The 15,398-nt window shown below is 66.0% G+C and carries 21 protein-coding genes; 13 read left to right on the forward strand and 8 right to left on the reverse strand.

All coding sequences use genetic code 11. The annotated features are described in order from the left end of the window. Window positions 1-46: 46 nt before the first annotated feature. The 5 genes from N539_RS0112310 to N539_RS0112330 all read left to right on the forward strand — a co-directional run bounded on the left by N539_RS0112310 (window position 47) and on the right by N539_RS0112330 (window position 1,971). Window positions 47-535 (forward strand): hypothetical protein, encoded by a 489-nt coding sequence (locus N539_RS0112310; protein ID WP_028970499.1) that lies wholly within the window; start codon window positions 47-49, stop codon window positions 533-535. 120 nt (window positions 536-655) lie between these two features. Continuing rightward, complete coding sequence (locus tag N539_RS0112315; RefSeq protein ID WP_028970500.1) at window positions 656-1,060, forward strand: hypothetical protein; 405 nt, start codon at window positions 656-658, stop codon at window positions 1,058-1,060. 202 nt (window positions 1,061-1,262) lie between these two features. Then, window positions 1,263-1,490 (forward strand): hypothetical protein, encoded by a 228-nt coding sequence (locus tag N539_RS0112320; RefSeq protein ID WP_028970501.1) that lies wholly within the window; start codon window positions 1,263-1,265, stop codon window positions 1,488-1,490. Then, a complete protein-coding gene (locus tag N539_RS0112325; RefSeq protein ID WP_028970502.1) occupies window positions 1,484-1,723 on the forward strand; it encodes a hypothetical protein in 240 nt (79 codons plus the stop codon). The genes N539_RS0112320 and N539_RS0112325 overlap by 7 nt, the downstream gene beginning before the upstream one ends. A gap of 35 nt (window positions 1,724-1,758) precedes the next feature. Then, the gene (locus tag N539_RS0112330; protein WP_028970503.1) at window positions 1,759-1,971 is read left to right on the forward strand and encodes a hypothetical protein; all 213 of its coding nucleotides are present in this window, start codon (window positions 1,759-1,761) and stop codon (window positions 1,969-1,971) included. A 21-nt stretch (window positions 1,972-1,992) separates the two neighbouring features. On the opposite strand, the gene N539_RS16995 is transcribed toward N539_RS0112330, so the two are convergent. Then, a complete protein-coding gene (locus N539_RS16995) occupies window positions 1,993-3,429 on the reverse strand; it encodes a hypothetical protein (RefSeq protein ID WP_051531784.1) in 1,437 nt (478 codons plus the stop codon). A 244-nt stretch (window positions 3,430-3,673) separates the two neighbouring features. On the opposite strand from N539_RS16995, the gene N539_RS0112340 reads away from it, so the two are divergent. Together N539_RS0112340 and N539_RS0112345 are read left to right on the forward strand one after the other, a co-directional pair. After that, window positions 3,674-4,078 carry a MerR family transcriptional regulator gene (locus N539_RS0112340; protein ID WP_028970504.1) on the forward strand — a complete coding sequence of 135 codons (405 nt, stop codon included), beginning with the start codon at window positions 3,674-3,676 and terminating at the stop codon, window positions 4,076-4,078. Between the two features lie 5 nt (window positions 4,079-4,083). Next, a complete protein-coding gene (locus tag N539_RS0112345; protein ID WP_028970505.1) occupies window positions 4,084-4,434 on the forward strand; it encodes a DUF3147 family protein in 351 nt (116 codons plus the stop codon). On the opposite strand, the gene N539_RS17945 is transcribed toward N539_RS0112345, so the two are convergent. From N539_RS17945 to N539_RS18635, 3 genes are all read right to left on the reverse strand, one after another. Next, window positions 4,431-5,075: a 5-formyltetrahydrofolate cyclo-ligase gene (locus N539_RS17945; RefSeq protein WP_051531785.1), complete on the reverse strand. Its 645-nt coding sequence runs from the start codon at window positions 5,073-5,075 to the stop codon at window positions 4,431-4,433. The two genes, N539_RS0112345 and N539_RS17945, sit on opposite strands and share 4 nt — an antisense overlap. A 148-nt stretch (window positions 5,076-5,223) precedes the next feature. After that, the gene (locus N539_RS0112355) at window positions 5,224-5,553 is read right to left on the reverse strand and encodes a cell division protein ZapA (RefSeq protein ID WP_028970506.1); all 330 of its coding nucleotides are present in this window, start codon (window positions 5,551-5,553) and stop codon (window positions 5,224-5,226) included. Then, window positions 5,554-5,730: a hypothetical protein gene (locus tag N539_RS18635; protein WP_156029930.1), complete on the reverse strand. Its 177-nt coding sequence runs from the start codon at window positions 5,728-5,730 to the stop codon at window positions 5,554-5,556. A 122-nt stretch (window positions 5,731-5,852) separates the two neighbouring features. Between N539_RS18635 and tkt the strand changes: the two genes are divergently transcribed. From tkt to N539_RS0112385, 5 genes are read left to right on the forward strand one after another with little or no spacing between them, the layout of a single operon-like run. Next, window positions 5,853-7,841 carry a transketolase gene (gene tkt / locus N539_RS0112365; RefSeq protein WP_028970507.1) on the forward strand — a complete coding sequence of 663 codons (1,989 nt, stop codon included), beginning with the start codon at window positions 5,853-5,855 and terminating at the stop codon, window positions 7,839-7,841. Further along, window positions 7,838-8,845: a type I glyceraldehyde-3-phosphate dehydrogenase gene (gap, locus tag N539_RS0112370; RefSeq protein WP_028970508.1), complete on the forward strand. Its 1,008-nt coding sequence runs from the start codon at window positions 7,838-7,840 to the stop codon at window positions 8,843-8,845. Before tkt ends, gap begins: the two co-directional genes overlap by 4 nt. Before the next feature lies 1 nt (window position 8,846). Next, the gene (locus N539_RS0112375) at window positions 8,847-10,052 is read left to right on the forward strand and encodes a phosphoglycerate kinase (protein ID WP_028970509.1); all 1,206 of its coding nucleotides are present in this window, start codon (window positions 8,847-8,849) and stop codon (window positions 10,050-10,052) included. Further along, entirely contained in the window at window positions 10,049-10,552 is a 504-nt protein-coding gene (locus tag N539_RS17950; protein WP_051531786.1) for a GNAT family N-acetyltransferase, read from the forward strand. The genes N539_RS0112375 and N539_RS17950 overlap by 4 nt, the downstream gene beginning before the upstream one ends. A 3-nt stretch (window positions 10,553-10,555) precedes the next feature. Beyond that, entirely contained in the window at window positions 10,556-11,455 is a 900-nt protein-coding gene (locus N539_RS0112385) for a fructose bisphosphate aldolase (RefSeq protein WP_028970510.1), read from the forward strand. Window position 11,456: 1 nt separating this feature from the next. Here the strand turns inward: N539_RS0112385 and N539_RS0112390 are convergent, their stop codons facing one another. The 3 genes from N539_RS0112390 to N539_RS0112400 form a co-directional block, all read right to left on the reverse strand. Further along, the gene (locus tag N539_RS0112390) at window positions 11,457-11,636 is read right to left on the reverse strand and encodes a hypothetical protein (RefSeq protein WP_231463056.1); all 180 of its coding nucleotides are present in this window, start codon (window positions 11,634-11,636) and stop codon (window positions 11,457-11,459) included. A 103-nt stretch (window positions 11,637-11,739) separates the two neighbouring features. Next, a complete protein-coding gene (locus N539_RS0112395; RefSeq protein ID WP_028970512.1) occupies window positions 11,740-12,144 on the reverse strand; it encodes a VOC family protein in 405 nt (134 codons plus the stop codon). Next, a complete protein-coding gene (locus N539_RS0112400; RefSeq protein WP_028970513.1) occupies window positions 12,141-12,641 on the reverse strand; it encodes a helix-turn-helix transcriptional regulator in 501 nt (166 codons plus the stop codon). The genes N539_RS0112395 and N539_RS0112400 overlap by 4 nt, the downstream gene beginning before the upstream one ends. A gap of 57 nt (window positions 12,642-12,698) precedes the next feature. Here N539_RS0112400 and thiE point away from each other — a divergent pair, with 57 nt between their 5' ends. After that, complete coding sequence (gene thiE, locus N539_RS0112405; RefSeq protein ID WP_028970514.1) at window positions 12,699-13,364, forward strand: thiamine phosphate synthase; 666 nt, start codon at window positions 12,699-12,701, stop codon at window positions 13,362-13,364. Here thiE and N539_RS0112410 read toward each other — a convergent pair whose 3' ends face one another. Further along, window positions 13,365-15,371, reverse strand: a complete 2,007-nt coding sequence (locus N539_RS0112410) for a S9 family peptidase (protein WP_051531787.1) — start codon at window positions 15,369-15,371, stop codon at window positions 13,365-13,367. Window positions 15,372-15,398 lie beyond the last annotated feature (27 nt).

Raw genomic sequence — 15,398 nt, forward strand, 5'->3', positions numbered from 1 at the left:
GCCGACACTCGGCCGGCGTGAGACAATCCCGGCCAGGGAGTGGCCGATGCCGATACGCTTGCCGATCAAAGCTCCGTTCAATCGCATTGGCAGAGGCTCGCCTGGCGTCTCCGCCGCCGCGCTCCTGCTCGCTGCTTGCGCTCCGGTCCCGCCGGCGCAGCCCGCGATCGCCAAGGTCAATCCCGCAAGTATCGCCGCCGCTCCCGGCACGTGGGACGGGCGCGCGGTGGAGGTCGTGGGGCTGGTGCTCTGGGAGGGCGGAAGCTTCGGTCTCTATCAGGATTATGGCGCTTACTGCCGCGGGGCGGAGCGCGCGGCGATCTACGTTCATTGGGCGGAGTGGCCCGGGGTGACGAAGGCGGACAGCCGCCGGCGCGCGATCGTGCGCGGGGTGTTCCGCAACCGTCTGGGCGCAAAACTTTCCGATGGAAGCACCTTGGGCCTGACGGCGGCGCCCGGCCCGGGACCGCTGGAGCCCGGCAGCATCGTCCGCTGGCTGTCCAAGCCTCAGCGCCCATGCCCCAATCGTTCGTAGGCCAGGCTGAAGATCTGCGATCCCCCCAATTCGCCGTTTTCAGCATTTCCTCACTTCCTGCTCATGCCTTTCATCCCGACTGGGGCCATGACGAGCCGCCAGTCATCAGGAGGTAGGCCCATGATCGGTTCGAGCCGACCGGCCGGCGCCGCGGCATCGGCGAGCGGGAGCGGAGCCTATCGGGCAGGCGTCGCCACGGCGCTGGTGACGTCGTTCGCGACCGTGTGGACCACGATCGTTCGCGACGATGGCAATGGCATCGGTTTCTTCCTGCTGATCATGGCGGCCACGGTGGGTGCGTTCGCCGCTTGGTTTCGGCCCGCAGGCATGGCCCGGACCATGCTCGGCGTGGCGATCATGCAGGCCTTGCTGGGCGTGGCCATTGCCACCGCGCCGTCGATCGCGGGCTTGTCGGATGGCGGGTTCAAGCTACTGTTGTTCAGCGGCATCTTCGCGGCGCTGTGGCTGATGTCGGCAGCGCTTTTTTGCGCCGCCGCAAAGGCCGGCAGCCGGGGTTTTGATTAGGGAAAAAACGGCCGCCGTGGTAAGCAGAGTCATCGCGCGGAAAATCCGACCGTAGGCCCGCGCGACTGAGAGACTTGATGTGCTCCCGCTTACCGATGTGGGAGTGCCGCGTGGACCTCAATTACCGTTACCTGGAATCTTTCGAGCGACCGGCACTGTGCCCGCGCGACGCTTTGGCTGTGGCCAAGCGGCAGGGCCAGTCATGAGCCGCACGCTCTATCTGAGCCTCGACGAGGGCAAAGTCGTCGCCCGATGCCTCAAGGAGAAGGTCGGAGTATCCGCGATCGAACGCTTGCCGCGCGGCGGCGTTCGGCTGGTGTGCATGAGCAGCGACGGCGCCGAGCGGATCCGGCGCGCGCTCAAGAGCCACTTGCTCGACGAGGATGGCGTAGCCCGCGAACGGCATCGGCCGAGCACGCCGTTATGGTAGCGAAGAAACCCGAGGACACCGCGGACGGGTGTCGCGCACTGGCGCAGGCCGACCGGGCGCGGGCGGCCGAAGCGGCGAACGGCCATATGCGTGGCACGCTCGAGCCAAGCGCCGAATCGTGGGCCGCCCGCGCGGATTTGCTGGCCGGGCTCCAGGCCAATTTCAGCGCCCGGGCCGAAGCCTATTCCCATGATCACGATGACCGTCGCGCCGGAAGGAAAAGCCATGGATAAAGGACAGATGCGACCGACCATGGAGGTCCGCGGCGATGCGAATTGAAGGCTCAATTCGCTCGAACCTGATCGCGGCGGTCGCAAGCGCTCGCCGCTGGCGGGGGCGGAGGGTCCACAAGGATACCGCGGATCATTGGCGCCGACTGGTCGAACATGGGCGCCTGGTCGATCGCCAGCCTTATGGCGAAGCGGTCGGCGACCTTGTGCAGGAACTCGAAATCGAGCTGACGCACACCAAGGTCAGCTGACGCCGCACCTCAGTTGCCGAGCTAGCGCAGCTTCACGCGCACGAAACCCATCGTTCCGATCGGGTTGTGCCCGCCATAGGCCGCCGCCAACGCATCGGGCACGAAATTGACCGCGACCAGTCCGCCGGCGCCGAACGACCAGTGATCGGCGATGCGGAAGTCGCGGATGGCCCCCAGCGACGCCTTGCCGACACGATAGGCTGGGCCATGCTCAAGGTCGGTGAGCTCGCGGTTCTCGGTCATTTCGCCGCGGCCGAAGATTGTCCACGGCCCGTGCTTGATCGACGCTTCAGCGGCTAACGCATCGTCGTTATGATGCTCGACGGTCTTGCGGCCCCAGGCAAGCGTTGTTGCCATCTTCCAGCCGGGCGCGATCTCGTCGGCCCATAGTGCGCTTGCCGACCAGCGTTTCTGGTCGATGCCGGGTTCGAGCTGCTCCGGATCCCTGAACTGCCCCCAGCTGCCCTGGAGCGCGAGCGTCCGCGCCGGATTCCATGAAACCCGGACCGCGGTCGAATCGAGCGGCCCCGTCTCGATGTTCCAGCGGCGCTGGTCGGGCTCGCGCGCGTTGAAGCGGCTGACCTCGAGCTTCACCCGGTCGACAACGATGCCGCCAGTCACCATGCCGAAGCTGATGTGGGTCGAATCGAGCCAATGGTGGGTGATCGGCGCTTCCGGCGAATCCATGATCGCCTCGCGGTGCATGAACGCCGGCGGCCCGAACGCCGGTTCGCCAGGCAAGCCGGCATAAAGGAAGGCGCTGCTGTTGCTGCCGATGGCCTGGGACACCGAGGCCGACAGCTCCATGAACAAATCGTGCGGGTGCTGGCGGTCGATCAGCCGGGTGGTGTCGTTGGCCGTCTCGCCGCTGGCGAGCAGCAACGGATAGCCGCGACGGCCCATGAGCGGGTCGGGGCTGAGCATCGCCTTGAATTGCAGCGTGCCATTGCCGAGCGGGCGCCGGGCCATGCCCATCAGCATCCCGCTGGCGAAAATCTTGTCGTCGCCGCCCCGCCCCGACTGATGGTCGGCGACGAGGTTGAACACGCCATGCGCCATCAACGTCCAGTCGCCGCTCACGACGTGGAGTGCGTCATGCTCGGACGAGTCCGGCTGCCACGCCGTGCCCGAGCTCTCACGGGTCATCGGATAGGAGCAGAGCGCGCCGGTCATCGCCATCGCCTGTCCGGCGTGGCCAGCCGGGGGCATGCCTTCCATCGGCATTTGTCCCATTTGAGCATGGTCCATCTGGGAATGGTCCATCGGCATTGGCTGTTGCACGGGCTTGTTCGCCGGCTTCCTCGCCGCCGCCTTAGTTGGGCTCGTCTTGCCGACCGCCTTCTTCTTCGCCGCGGGCTTGGTCGCCTTCTTCTCCGGCATCGGCATGGTCATTCCGGGCATATGCTGATGCTGCGCGGTCGCCGACGCGGCTGACAGGAGCGCGCCGGCCCCGAGCAAAAGCGAAAGATGTCTCAGCGGACAGTCCTCAAATAGCTTGGCGCCCCCGGAATAGCCGAGGGCGCCCCTCAATAGCGAACGATCAGCAGCTGCAATTCTTACAGGTGCACGGGTTGCAGCGGCAGCCCGCGCCGGTCGCGCAGCCGCAATTCATTTCCGCCTTTTTGTCCTTACGATCGGTCATCATCTTTCTCCGTTTTTCAAGTTGCTCGAAGCGAGCGAATCGCCATATAGCTTCCGTACCATGGTACAGAGTCAAGCGCCGCAATCACTCAGCATTGGAAAGCTCGCTACGGCGGGCGGCGTGGGGGTCGAGACGATCCGTTTCTACCAGCGCCGTGGCCTCCTCGAGACGCCATCGCGCGGCGACGGGATGCGCCGCTACGGCTCCGACGACGTCCGCCGTCTGCGCTTCATTCGCCAGGCCCAGGCCGCGGGCTTCACGCTCGAGGAGATCAAGGAGCTGCTCGACCTCGACGCGAGCGAGGATCGGAGCCGCGCCCGCGAGCTCGCCAACGCGCGAGTGAAAGCGCTGGACGCGCGAATTTTGGAACTTCAGCGTGCGCGCGACGCACTCCGCCGCCTGGCCAAAGAATGCGGCTCGGGTGGCGCCGGACCGTGCCCGATCCTGACTTCGTTCGAGGACTGAGAAAAATGCTCTATCTCGCGATCAAGGCCGCCCTGTCCGGGATCATCATCGCCGTCGTTTCCGAAGTCGCCAAGCGATATCCCGGGCTCGGCGCTCTCATCGCCTCGCTCCCGCTGGTATCGCTCCTAGGCATGATCTGGTTGTGGCGCGACAAGCCGGACGTCGCCAATATGGCGGCGCACGTCGAGGCGACGTTCTGGTTCGTCCTGCCGTCGCTGCCGATGTTCCTGCTCGTGCCATGGCTCCTGCGCCACGGGACACCCTTCTGGCTCAGCCTCGGGGTCGGCTGCGGACTGACCATTGCGCTTTATCTTACCCTGGCCGCAATCGGGTCGCGCTTCGGCCTGAGGCTCTAGAAGGGCAGCGGCTGTTGCCCGAACCACTCCACGCCGTCGGGGGAAGCGAAGCCGTCGAGCGGAATGTCCCAGGCGTCCGCGGGAATCGTGTCGGCGAGGCGCTGCAAGGGCCAGCCGACGCCGATCAGCTTCGCTCCGATCTTGCGCAACCGCACCAGTGCGCGGTCGTAATGCCCCTTGCCGCGGCCGAGACGGGTGCCTCGTCCATCGATCGCGATCAGGGGCACGAGAACCAGGTCGGGCTCGACCACCGGGTGGCGCTTGGCCGGTTGCATGATCCCGAACGGGCCCGGCTCGAGTGGGTCGCCGGCGAGGAATTTGAACGGCTTGGCCGGGTTGGCGAAGCAGGGATAGCCGACGATTGCGCCGACTGCGCGGGCTTCCTCCATTGCGGAAACGGGACTGATCTCGCTGCCCATCGGGCAATAGCCGCCGACCACCGAGACTCCCGCGAACACAGACGTCAGATGCTCGGCGAGGCGCTGCTCGAGCCGGGCGCGGTCGGCGTCGGACAAAGTGCGGACGAAGGCTTTGCGCGCATCCAGCGCGGCGCGGCGAAGCGAATCCTTGGACAACGGGTCCAGCTCGGCGCGCGCATGCGCCGGGCCGCCGGGGCCGGGAGGGAGTGACGGGACCACCATGGCCGTGTGCCGGAAATCCTCTGACGCCACAAACGTCAGGTGGGAGCCATATGATCCGGACCAGGGTCCAGGCAGGGACAGCCCCCTTGGATTAATAAGCCTCAGGGATGTTCAAGGCTCGTACCGGGCAGTACCCGTCCGCCCCAATCTAGGCGTTCGAGCCCTCGCGCTCAAGGGCGTCGGCGAGCGATTCGAGGCGCGACGCAAGCGCTTCGGCGCGGCGCTGGAGCTCCGGGTCCGGTTCCACGGGGGGTGGAGGCTCAGCGGCTTCCGGCCGATTTTCTACGATCTGGTCCGCGAGCAACAGCGCCGCGAACAGGAACTGGCGCGCTTCCGACAAAGTGCCGAGCCCGGCCAGCGCCTCGCGGCTCTTGCCGTCGACCAGGCGGCCGGCGGCGCGCAGATTCTCCTCTTCGCCCTCGCGGCAGGCGACCTGGTAGGCCCGCCCGGCGATGGTAAGGTCGACATAGGCGGCCACTTAGACGGCGGCCTCGCGGATCAGCTGGTCGAGCTCGGCGACCGCTTCGCGGACCCGGGCGCGCAACTCCTCGTCCTTGCCGGCGGCCGGGGCCGGGCGATCGGCGAGGGCGCGCTCGACCCGTTCGAGAGCCCGTTCGGCGCGGTCGAGAGCGGTGGAAAGCGACGCATCGTCCATGACTCTCCCGCTACGCAAGTCAGCGAGTCCCGGCAAGCTTTGACGCCGGGAATAAGGTCGCTAATGGGCGTCCCGTCACTGGCCTCGTTCATGGCCGGACCGATCCCGACCGACGGAGCCACATGCAGCCGACCCAACGCCGCCTCGCCAACGCGATCCGCGCCCTCGCGATGGATGCGGTGGAGGCCGCCAATAGCGGCCATCCCGGCATGCCCATGGGCATGGCCGACGCGGCGACGGCGCTGTTCACCAAGCATTTGAAGTTCGACGCGGCCGATCCGCGCTGGCCCGACCGCGACCGGTTCATCCTGTCGGCCGGTCACGGCTCGATGCTGATCTACGCCTTGCTCTACCTGACCGGCTATGAGCGGCCGACGCTCGACGACATCAGGCATTTCCGCCAGCTCGGCTCGCCCACCGCGGGCCACCCCGAGAATTTCGAGCTGCCGGGGGTCGAGGTCACGACCGGGCCGCTCGGGCAGGGCGTCGCGATGGCCGTCGGCATGGCGATCGCCGAGCGGCATCTGAACGCGGTTTACGGCGACGAGCTGGTCGACCATCGCACCTTCGTCATCGCCGGCGACGGCGACCTTATGGAGGGCGTCAATCACGAGGCGGTCGGGCTCGCGGGACATTTGAAGCTCGGCCGGCTAATCGTGTTGTGGGACGACAACAAGATCACCATCGACGGCTCGACCGAACTGTCGCGGAGCGAGGATGTCGTCGCGCGCCACCAGGCGGCGGGGTGGCAGACAGTGGAATGCGACGGGCTCGACGCCGGCAAGGTCAGCAAGGCGATCGAGAAAGCGGTCGCCGACGAGCGGCCGAGCCTGATCCGCTGCCGCACGATCATCGGCTATGGCGCGCCCCACAAGCAGGGCACGGCGGCGACTCACGGCGCCGCGCTCGGCAAGGACGAGGTCGAGGCGGCGCGCAAGGAGCTTGGGCTCGAAGACCGTGACTTCGCGGTCTCCGACGATGTCCTCGGCAGCTGGCGCGCCTCCGGGCGCAATGGCGCCGCACCCCATGCCGAATGGCAGCAGCGGCTCGAGGCGAGCGGCAAGAAGGACGAGTTCCTGGCGCGGATCGCGGGCAAGGCCGACGAGGGCTGGCTCAAGCCTTATGTCGACGGGCTGCTGGCCAATCCGGTGACCGTGGCGACGCGCAAGGCCTCGGAGATGGCGCTGGAGGCGATCAACCCCGCGCTTCCGGCGACGATCGGCGGCTCGGCCGACCTCACCGGGTCCAACAACACGAAGACGAAGGGATTAGAGCCGCTTACGGATACGAACTACGGCGGCCGCTATATCTATTACGGGATTCGCGAGTTCGGCATGGCCGCGGCGATGAACGGGATGGCGCTGCACGGCGGCGTGATTCCGTATGGCGGTACGTTCCTCGTCTTCACCGATTACGCGCGCCCGGCGATCCGTCTCTCCGCGCTGCAGAAGGCCCGGGTCATCTACGTAATGACCCACGACAGCATCGGCCTTGGCGAAGACGGCCCGACCCACCAGCCGATCGAGCATCTCCAGAGCCTTCGCGCAATGCCGCAGCTCCAGGTCTATCGACCCGCCGACGCGGTCGAGACGGCCGAGTGTTGGGCGCTGGCGCTGGCGAGCGAGGGGCCATCCATCCTCGCCTTGACCCGGCAGAATCTGCCGCAGGTGCGAACCACCGCCGCGGACGAGAACCTCTGTGCGCGCGGCGCCTACCGGCTGAAGGTGGCGCAGGCGGAGCGCAGAGTCATCCTCATCGCCACCGGCTCGGAGGTCGAAATCGCGCTCAATGCCGCCGAGCTCCTTGAAGCGCAGGGGATCGGCACCGACGTGGTGTCCATGCCCTGCACCGAGCGGTTCGACGCCCAGCCCTGGCAATATCGGGAGGATGTCCTGCCCGATGTCAGCAATCGACAGATCCTCCGCGTCTCGATCGAGGCGGGCACGACCTTCGGGTGGGAGCGCTACACCGGGCTTCACGGCCTCAAGGTCGGCATCGACCGCTTCGGGGTCAGCGCGCCGGCGAAGGACGCCTACGACTATTTCGGGCTCACCCCCGACAAGATCGCGGCCCGGGTCCTCGATCATATGAAACAAAGGGAAATTGCATGACCAAAGTGGCAATCAACGGGTTCGGCCGGATCGGACGGCTGGTCGCCCGCGCGATCCTCGAGCGCCCCGATTGCGGGCTGGAGCTGGTCAGCGTCAACGACCTCGCCGACGCCAAGTCGAACGCGTGGCTGTTCAAGCGCGACAGCGTCCACGGCCTGTTTCCCGGCGATGTCACGACCGATGGCAATGACATCGTCGTCAACGGCAAGCGGATTCACGTCACCGCCGAGCGGGATCCGGCGAAGTTGCCGCACAAGGCGAACGGCGTCGAGATTGCGCTCGAGTGCACGGGCTTCTTCGCCGACCGAGCCGGCGGCGAGAAGCACATTGAGGCTGGAGCGAAGCGGGTGCTGATCTCGGCTCCGGCAAAGGGCGCCGACCTGACCGTGGTCTATGGCGTCAACGACGACAAGCTGACCGCCGACAGCGTCATCGTCTCCAACGCATCGTGCACCACCAACTGCCTGGCGCCGGTCGCCAAGGTTCTCAACGACGCGCTGGGCATCGAGCGCGGGCTGATGACGACCGTCCACGCCTACACCAACGATCAGAAGATCCTCGACCAGATCCATTCCGACCTGCGCCGGGCACGCGCAGCGGCCATGTCAATCATTCCGACGACGACCGGCGCCGCGCGCGCGGTCGGCGAGGTGCTTCCCGAATTGAAGGGTAAGCTCGACGGCTCGGCGATCCGTGTCCCCGTGCCCGACGTCAGCCTGGTCGACCTGACCTTCACGCCGGGCCGCGACACCAGCCGCGACGAGGTCAACCAGATCCTCAAGGCCGCGTCTGAGACGCAGCGCCTCAAGGGCATCCTCGATTACACCGATGAGCCTTTGGTCTCGATCGACCTTCAGCACACCAGCGCGAGCTCGACCATCGACAGCCTCGAAACGGCGGTGATCGAGGGCAAGCTGGTCCGCGTGGTCAGCTGGTACGACAATGAATGGGGCTTCTCGAATCGCATGGTCGACACCGCGGCGGCGATGGCGCGCCTGGGGTGACGTGAGCGGGTTCAAGACCCTCGACGACCTGCCGGAGGAGCTGACCGGAAAGAAGGTCCTCGTCCGGGTCGACCTCAATGTGCCGATGGACGGGGCCAAGGTTACCGACGACACGCGGCTGCGGGCCATGCTGCCGACGGTGCTGGAGCTGAGCGATCGCGGCGCGATCGTCCTGCTGCTGTCGCATTTCGGCCGGCCCAAGGGCGAAATCCGACCCGACATGTCGACCGCGCAGCTGGTGCTTCCGATCCACCGGCTGGCGGGACGCTCGGTGCGGTTCATCGAGGATTGCCAGGGCGCGGAGGCGGCGAGGGCGATCACGACCATGCTGCCGGGCAATATCGGCGTGCTCGAGAACACCCGCTTTCACCTCGGCGAAGAGAAGAACGATCCGGAGCTGGCCAGGGCGATGGCCGCGCTCGGCGATTTTTACGTCGACGACAGCTTCTCGACCGCGCACCGCGCGCACGCCTCCACCGAAGGCATTACGCACTACCTTCCGAGCTATGCCGGCCGCGCGATGGAGGCGGAGCTGAAGGCGCTCGAGCGCGCGCTTGGCGATCCCGAACGTCCGGTCGCGGCGGTGGTCGGCGGGGCCAAGGTCTCGACCAAGCTCGCGGTGCTCGGCCACCTCGTCGGTAAGGTCGATCATCTGATCATCGGCGGCGGCATGGCCAACACCTTCCTCGCGGCGCGCGGGGTGAATGTCGGCAAGTCCCTGTGCGAGCATGAGCTGACCGGCGAGGCGAACGCGATCTTCGATCGGGCCGAGGAAGCCGGATGCACCATCCACCTGCCCTATGATGTCGTGGTGGCCAAGGAATTCGCAGCGAACCCGCCGAGCCTGCGCACCTGCAACGTGCACGAGGTCGCGGCGGACGAGATGATCCTCGACATCGGCCCGGCCGCGGTCGAGGCCCTCGCGGACGTCTTGAAGACTTGCCGCACCCTAGTGTGGAACGGTCCGCTGGGAGCGTTCGAGACGCCGCCGTTCGATGAAGCTACCGTCGCGCTGGCCAAGACGGCCGCGGCGCTGACCAAGGAAGGCTCGCTCGTTTCGGTCGCGGGCGGCGGAGATACGGTGGCCGCGCTTAATCTCGCTGGGGTCGCCGGCGACTTCACCTTTGTCTCGACCGCCGGCGGAGCGTTTCTGGAATGGATGGAAGGCCGCACGCTTCCTGGCGTCGCCGCCCTGGAACGCCAATGATCCGGCCGGCGCGGGACAGTGACCGGGATGCCATTGCGGCGATCCATACTGCGAGCTGGCAGGACACCTATCGCGATGTGTTGCCCGATGATCTTCTCGACGGAACGCTCAGCAGTATCATGGCCGATCGGTGGCAGACGCAGGAGATCGGGGATCGCGACGTGGTGCTGGTCGCGCAAGCGGACGACGGTGAAATCCTCGGTTTCGCGGCCACCTGGGTCGAGGAACAAGGCGGCGGCTACATCGACAACCTTCATGTGCAGTTTTCCGCGCAGTCGCAGGGCCTGGGCCGGGCAATGCTGCGCGAAACAGCCGCTCAGCTGTTGCGCAACGGTGTTCCGACCGGGTACCTGCACGTGGTCGCTTCGAACCAGCGGGCCCGCTCGCTCTACATGAGGCTCGGCGGCGAGCCTGGTCCGATCGAAGACAAGAATCTCTATGGCACGATTGTGCCCAATCAGCGGATCGATTGGTCCGATCTTTCAATCCTTGCGGGGTGACGAATGAACCAGTCTGAGATGACGGCCAAGATCGAGCAGGGCGACGGCTTCATCGCCGCGCTCGACCAGTCGGGCGGGTCCACGCCCAAGGCGCTGCAGGGTTATGGCATCGAAGAAGGCGCCCGGTCGACTGACGCCGAGATGTTCGACCTCATCCACCAGATGCGCTCGCGGGTGATCACTTCCCCCTGCTTCGCCAGCGGCAAGGTGATCGGCGCGATCCTGTTCGAGCGGACGATGGACGGCACGGTCGACGGCAAGCCGACCCCGCAGGCGTTGATCGACCGCGGAATCGTGCCCTTCATCAAGATCGACAAGGGGCTCGAGGACGAAGAGAATGGCGTCCAGATGATGAAGCCGATGCCAGGGCTCAGCGGCCTGCTCGAGCGCGCGCGGCAGCTCGGGGTGTTCGGGACCAAGGAACGGTCGGTCATCAATCTGGCGAACGAGGGTGGAATCGCGGTCCTCGTCGCGCAACAGTTCCAGGTCGCTCAGCAGGTCCTGGAGCACGGCCTGGTCCCGATCATCGAGCCCGAAGTGAACATCAAAAGCCCGGAGCGAGCCGAATGCGACCGGCTGTTGCTCGCGGCATTGCTCGAAGAGCTCGATGAGATTCCCGATGGTCAACGGGTCATGCTGAAGCTCTCAATTCCGGCCGAGCCAAACTCGTTCGCCCCGCTGGTCAGTCATCCGAAGGTGCTGCGAGTGGTTGCGCTGTCCGGAGGGTTCAGCCGCGAGGATGCCTGCCGCGAGCTGGCCAGGAACCCCGGGATGATCGCAAGCTTCAGCCGCGCGTTGCTGTCGGACCTCCGCGCTCAGCAGAGTGACGAGGAGTTCGACCGCACCCTCGGCGCGGCAATCGACGAGATCTACCAGGCGTCGACCGAGAAGGTGCTCGCCTAATCTACGATGGCTGTCGTTTCTCGCGCCACGCCGCCGCGTAGGGCAAACCGAACATGTAGAGGCCCGTGAACATCAGCAGGAACAGGGGCGGCAACGGCGAGTAAGTGATCCAAGCGGGAGGCTGGCCAAGCGCCATGGCGATGAAATTTGCGATTACGGTCAGCGTGAATAGAATTGCCAACCAGCGGTGCACCTGCCGGAACCAGCTGCTCCACTTCAGTTGAGGCTCCTTTGACTGAGGACGAGAATCATCTGGCTTTGTCGAGTAGAACCGCGCCCACATCTTACCGTGCCTCGATCATCTTCCACCCGTTCCCCGACGGGTCGCGGAAGTTCGCGTCGACATTGCCGAAGCGTTCGGTCGGCTCCTGGGTGAATTCCACGCCGCGTGCGCGAAACCGCTCGTACGCCTCGCGGCAATCGTCGACCACGAGGATGAGCGGCGGCATGGCACCCTTGGCGACGATTTCGCTCAGCGTCTGCGCGGTCGCTTCGTCGACGGTCGGCGGCTGAGGCTTGAATAATCCGAGCTGCACGCTCGGCTGGTCCGGATGCTGCACCGTCAGCCAGCGATAGTTGCCGTTCCGCGCGTCGGTGTGGACGCGAAAGCCGAGCTTCTCGACATAGAAATCTAGGGCCTCGTCCTGATCGCGGACGTAAAGACCGGCCACTCCGACACCCTGACTCATGGAATCTCCTCTTGGTTGGGCCTAAGCGCATTATTGTCTGATTCCTGCCGTCGCTTCTCCGAAACTGCGATTGTAAGGTTGGGCCGGTGGGCCGCGCTAACGAAGCAGTGAGGCACGTCCGCGAGGCGGTGCGGGACGGCTTTTTCGCGGGCCCGAAGCTCACTCGGGCTCTCGCCCGTGATGTCGCGGAAGATGCGTCCGAACGTCCCCAGGCTGTTCCAGCCTGTGTCGAACGCGATCTCGGTGATGGACCGCTCAGTGTCGCGGAGCAGCGCCTTGGCCCGCTCGATTCGACGAGTGAGCAAGTAGCGGTGCGGCGGGATTCCGAACGCGTCCTTAAACGACCGCGCGAAATGGGCCTCGGAAACGCCGCTGACGCGCGCGAGACAGGAGACCGTCCATTCTTCATCGCTGGCGGCGTCCATCCGGTCCTTTGCGCGCAGGAGGCGGCGCAGCAGCGCGGGGTCGTGGCTGGCTGGGCTGCGTTTGTCTCGCATCGGCCCCCGATAGGGGCGACTAGCCTCCCCGTGCAAACACGCTAGTGAGCGATCGCGATGGACGAGGACGACTTCGACCCGATCGACTTTCCGCCGCCCGAGCGGACCGAGCCGTCGCGACTCTATCTGATCAGCCCGCAGGAGGTCGGTGGAGCGTTCCCGGACCGGCTCAAAGCGGCACTGGAGCCGGGCGTCGCGACGGCGTTCCAGCTCCGCGTCAAGGACGTCGGCGAGCATGAGCTGGCGCGGCTGGCAGAGCCGCTACAGCGGATTTGCGCCGAGGCCGGCGTGGCCTTCATCGTCAACGACAGCATGGCGCTAGCGAAGCGTCTTGGCGCTGACGGAGTGCACCTCGGCCAGTCGGACGGGGACATCCGCGAGGCGCGGGCGCTGCTCGGGGCGGACGCGCAGATCGGACGGACCTGCCACGACAGCCGCCACCTCGCGATGCAGGCGGGCGAGGATGGCGCCGATTATGTCGCATTCGGGGCCTTCCATCCGACCACGACCAAGCCGTCGCATTACCGTCCGCAGCCTTCGATCCTGAGCTGGTGGTCGACCGTGTTCGAAATCCCCTGCGTGGCGATCGGTGGAATCACGCCGGACAATGCGCGGCCGCTGGTCGAGGCCGGGGCCGACTTCATTGCCGTATGCCAGGCGGTGTGGGGCACCGACGATCCGGGCGCCGCCGCCGCTGCATTCGGCCCGGTACTCGCACTCTGATTATTTGAGATACTTGGCGTACCAGTCGAGGTAGCGCTGATAGCGGTCGCGGAGGAAGCTCGGCCGTTTCAGCCCGTGATATTGGCCCGGGTAGATCACCAGCTCGGTCGGCACGCCGCGGCTCTTCAGCGCCTGGTACATCTGCTCGCTGTTGAGCAGCGGCACGTTGAAATCCTTGTCGCCGACCTGGAACAGCGTCGGGGTGACGATCTTGTCGACGTGATAGAAGGGGTAGGAGTTCTTCATCCACACATCGAGATGCTCCCACGGCTTGCCCAGCTCCACCTCATAGTCGCGGATATATTGGTCGGTGCCGTAGCCGGCGAGGATATTGGAGATGCTGGCGCCGCTGGTCGCGGCCTTGAAGCGCGGGTCGGATGCGATGGTGTAGTTGGTCAGCATCCCGCCGTAGCTCCAGCCGCCGACGCCGAGCCGATTGGGATCGGCAATCCCGCGGGCGACCGCGTCATCGACGGCGGCAAGCACGTCAGGCACGGCAACTCCGCCCCAGTCGGCGTAGAGGGCCTTGGCATAATCCTGCCCAAACCCGGTGCCGCCGCGCGGATTTGCAGCGACGACGGCGTAGCCGTTGGCGGCAAGCAACTGCCATTCGAAGGTGAACCCGTAGTCAAACTGTGACTGCGGTCCGCCGTGAAGGCGGAGGACCGTTGGGACGCGGCCGTTGGCGCCGGTCAGCGGGCGGACGAGAAAGCCATGGACCTCGGTGCCGTCCTTGCTGTGCAGCACCGTGTCCTCGACCGGGGCGAGTTGGACGTCGGCCAACCAGGCATCGTTCTGGCGGGAGATGCGGCGGAGGTTTGTGCCGTCGAGCGCGAACACTTCGGGCGGACGCGCGAAGTCCTCGGCGAGAGCGACTGCATGACCCTTCGCCTCGGCTTGCGCCCAGACAACCGTCTTGCCGGTGGTGAGCCGACGGACGGCGCCGCCTGATGCCGGCACGCTCGCGAGATACTGGGCCTTGTCGTCCTCGACGATGATCCGCAGCGACTTGCCGTCGGCCGACCAGATCGGGTTGCCGACATTGCGGTCGAGCGAGGCGGTAACGACGCGTGGCTCCCCGCCCGAGGCGGGCACCACGGCGAGATGCCGGGTGCCGTAAGAGAAAAGCTCGACCGGACCGCCCTGGATGTAAGCGATGCTACGGCCGTCCGGACTCCAGGCCGGGTAGCTCGAATAATCGGGATCGTTGTCGTCGCCGGCAAAGATGGTGAGCCGGGTCGGGGCCTGCGCCGCGCCATTCGTCGGTACGACCCACAGATCGGTGTTGTAGGTGCGGTCCGGGTCCTTATCGCGATTGCTGACGAAGGCGATCTGGCTGCCGTCGGGCGAGAAAGCGGGGAGGTAATCGTCGAAGTCGCCGGTGACGAGGCGGCGCGCCTGGCCGCTCGCGACATCGAGCAACATCAGCCGCTGGCGACGGTTCGAGAGATAGCCTTCGATGTCGCGCTTGAACTGGAAGCGGTCGATGACGATCGGCTTGGGTGGCTTGTCGTCGTCCTTGGCGTCGTCCGACGATTGCTCAGGATCGGGATCGAGGACGATTAGTGCGATTTGTCGGCCGTTGGGCGACCAGGCATAATCCACTACGCTGCCGTCCACCTTCGTCAGCGGGCGCGCTTCGCCGCCGGTGCGGTCGAGCAGCCACAGCTGGTCGTTGTCGTGCTTGTCCGTGCGCGAGGAAATGAACCCGAGATAGCGCCCGTCGGGGCTCCAGCGGGGCGTGCTTTCGCTTTCCTTTTCGCGACTGGTCAGCTGCAGCGTCCGTGCGCCGTCCCACGAGGTCATCCAGAGATGCGTGAAGGCCTTGTCGGCTTTTACATCGACCGAGCCGACTTGGTAGGCGACCCAGGTCCCGCTCGGGTCGATCGCGGGCGCTGAGACGTCGCGAATGTTGTTGATGTCACTGACGGCGATCGGCCGAGCGGCAGTGGGAGAAGCGCAGATGGCGGTCGTCGCCACGGCGAACGCGAGATAGTTTGATTTCACGAGAACGGCCCCCTCTTCAGAAGGAGC

The organism is Sphingomonas sp. URHD0057 (assembly GCF_000620665.1).
Classification (GTDB): Bacteria; Pseudomonadota; Alphaproteobacteria; order Sphingomonadales; family Sphingomonadaceae; genus Sphingomicrobium.

Bases quoted from the DNA above. Each gene is read 5' to 3' on its own strand.
- thiE (WP_028970514.1), top strand. From the start codon at position 12,699: ATGGACGAGGACGACTTCGACCCGATCGACTTTCCGCCGCCCGAGCGG.
- N539_RS0112315 (WP_028970500.1), top strand. From the start codon at position 656: ATGATCGGTTCGAGCCGACCGGCCGGCGCCGCGGCATCGGCGAGCGGG.
- N539_RS0112330 (WP_028970503.1), top strand. From the start codon at position 1,759: ATGCGAATTGAAGGCTCAATTCGCTCGAACCTGATCGCGGCGGTCGCA.
- tkt (WP_028970507.1), top strand. From the start codon at position 5,853: ATGCAGCCGACCCAACGCCGCCTCGCCAACGCGATCCGCGCCCTCGCG.
- N539_RS0112385 (WP_028970510.1), top strand. From the start codon at position 10,556: ATGAACCAGTCTGAGATGACGGCCAAGATCGAGCAGGGCGACGGCTTC.
- N539_RS0112340 (WP_028970504.1), top strand. From the start codon at position 3,674: ATGGTACAGAGTCAAGCGCCGCAATCACTCAGCATTGGAAAGCTCGCT.
- N539_RS0112320 (WP_028970501.1), top strand. From the start codon at position 1,263: ATGAGCCGCACGCTCTATCTGAGCCTCGACGAGGGCAAAGTCGTCGCC.
- N539_RS0112395 (WP_028970512.1), bottom strand. From the start codon at position 12,144: ATGAGTCAGGGTGTCGGAGTGGCCGGTCTTTACGTCCGCGATCAGGAC.
- N539_RS17945 (WP_051531785.1), bottom strand. From the start codon at position 5,075: ATGGTGGTCCCGTCACTCCCTCCCGGCCCCGGCGGCCCGGCGCATGCG.
- N539_RS17950 (WP_051531786.1), top strand. From the start codon at position 10,049: ATGATCCGGCCGGCGCGGGACAGTGACCGGGATGCCATTGCGGCGATC.
- gap (WP_028970508.1), top strand. From the start codon at position 7,838: ATGACCAAAGTGGCAATCAACGGGTTCGGCCGGATCGGACGGCTGGTC.
- N539_RS0112345 (WP_028970505.1), top strand. From the start codon at position 4,084: ATGCTCTATCTCGCGATCAAGGCCGCCCTGTCCGGGATCATCATCGCC.
- N539_RS0112310 (WP_028970499.1), top strand. From the start codon at position 47: ATGCCGATACGCTTGCCGATCAAAGCTCCGTTCAATCGCATTGGCAGA.
- N539_RS0112325 (WP_028970502.1), top strand. From the start codon at position 1,484: ATGGTAGCGAAGAAACCCGAGGACACCGCGGACGGGTGTCGCGCACTG.
- N539_RS0112400 (WP_028970513.1), bottom strand. From the start codon at position 12,641: ATGCGAGACAAACGCAGCCCAGCCAGCCACGACCCCGCGCTGCTGCGC.
- N539_RS18635 (WP_156029930.1), bottom strand. From the start codon at position 5,730: ATGGACGATGCGTCGCTTTCCACCGCTCTCGACCGCGCCGAACGGGCT.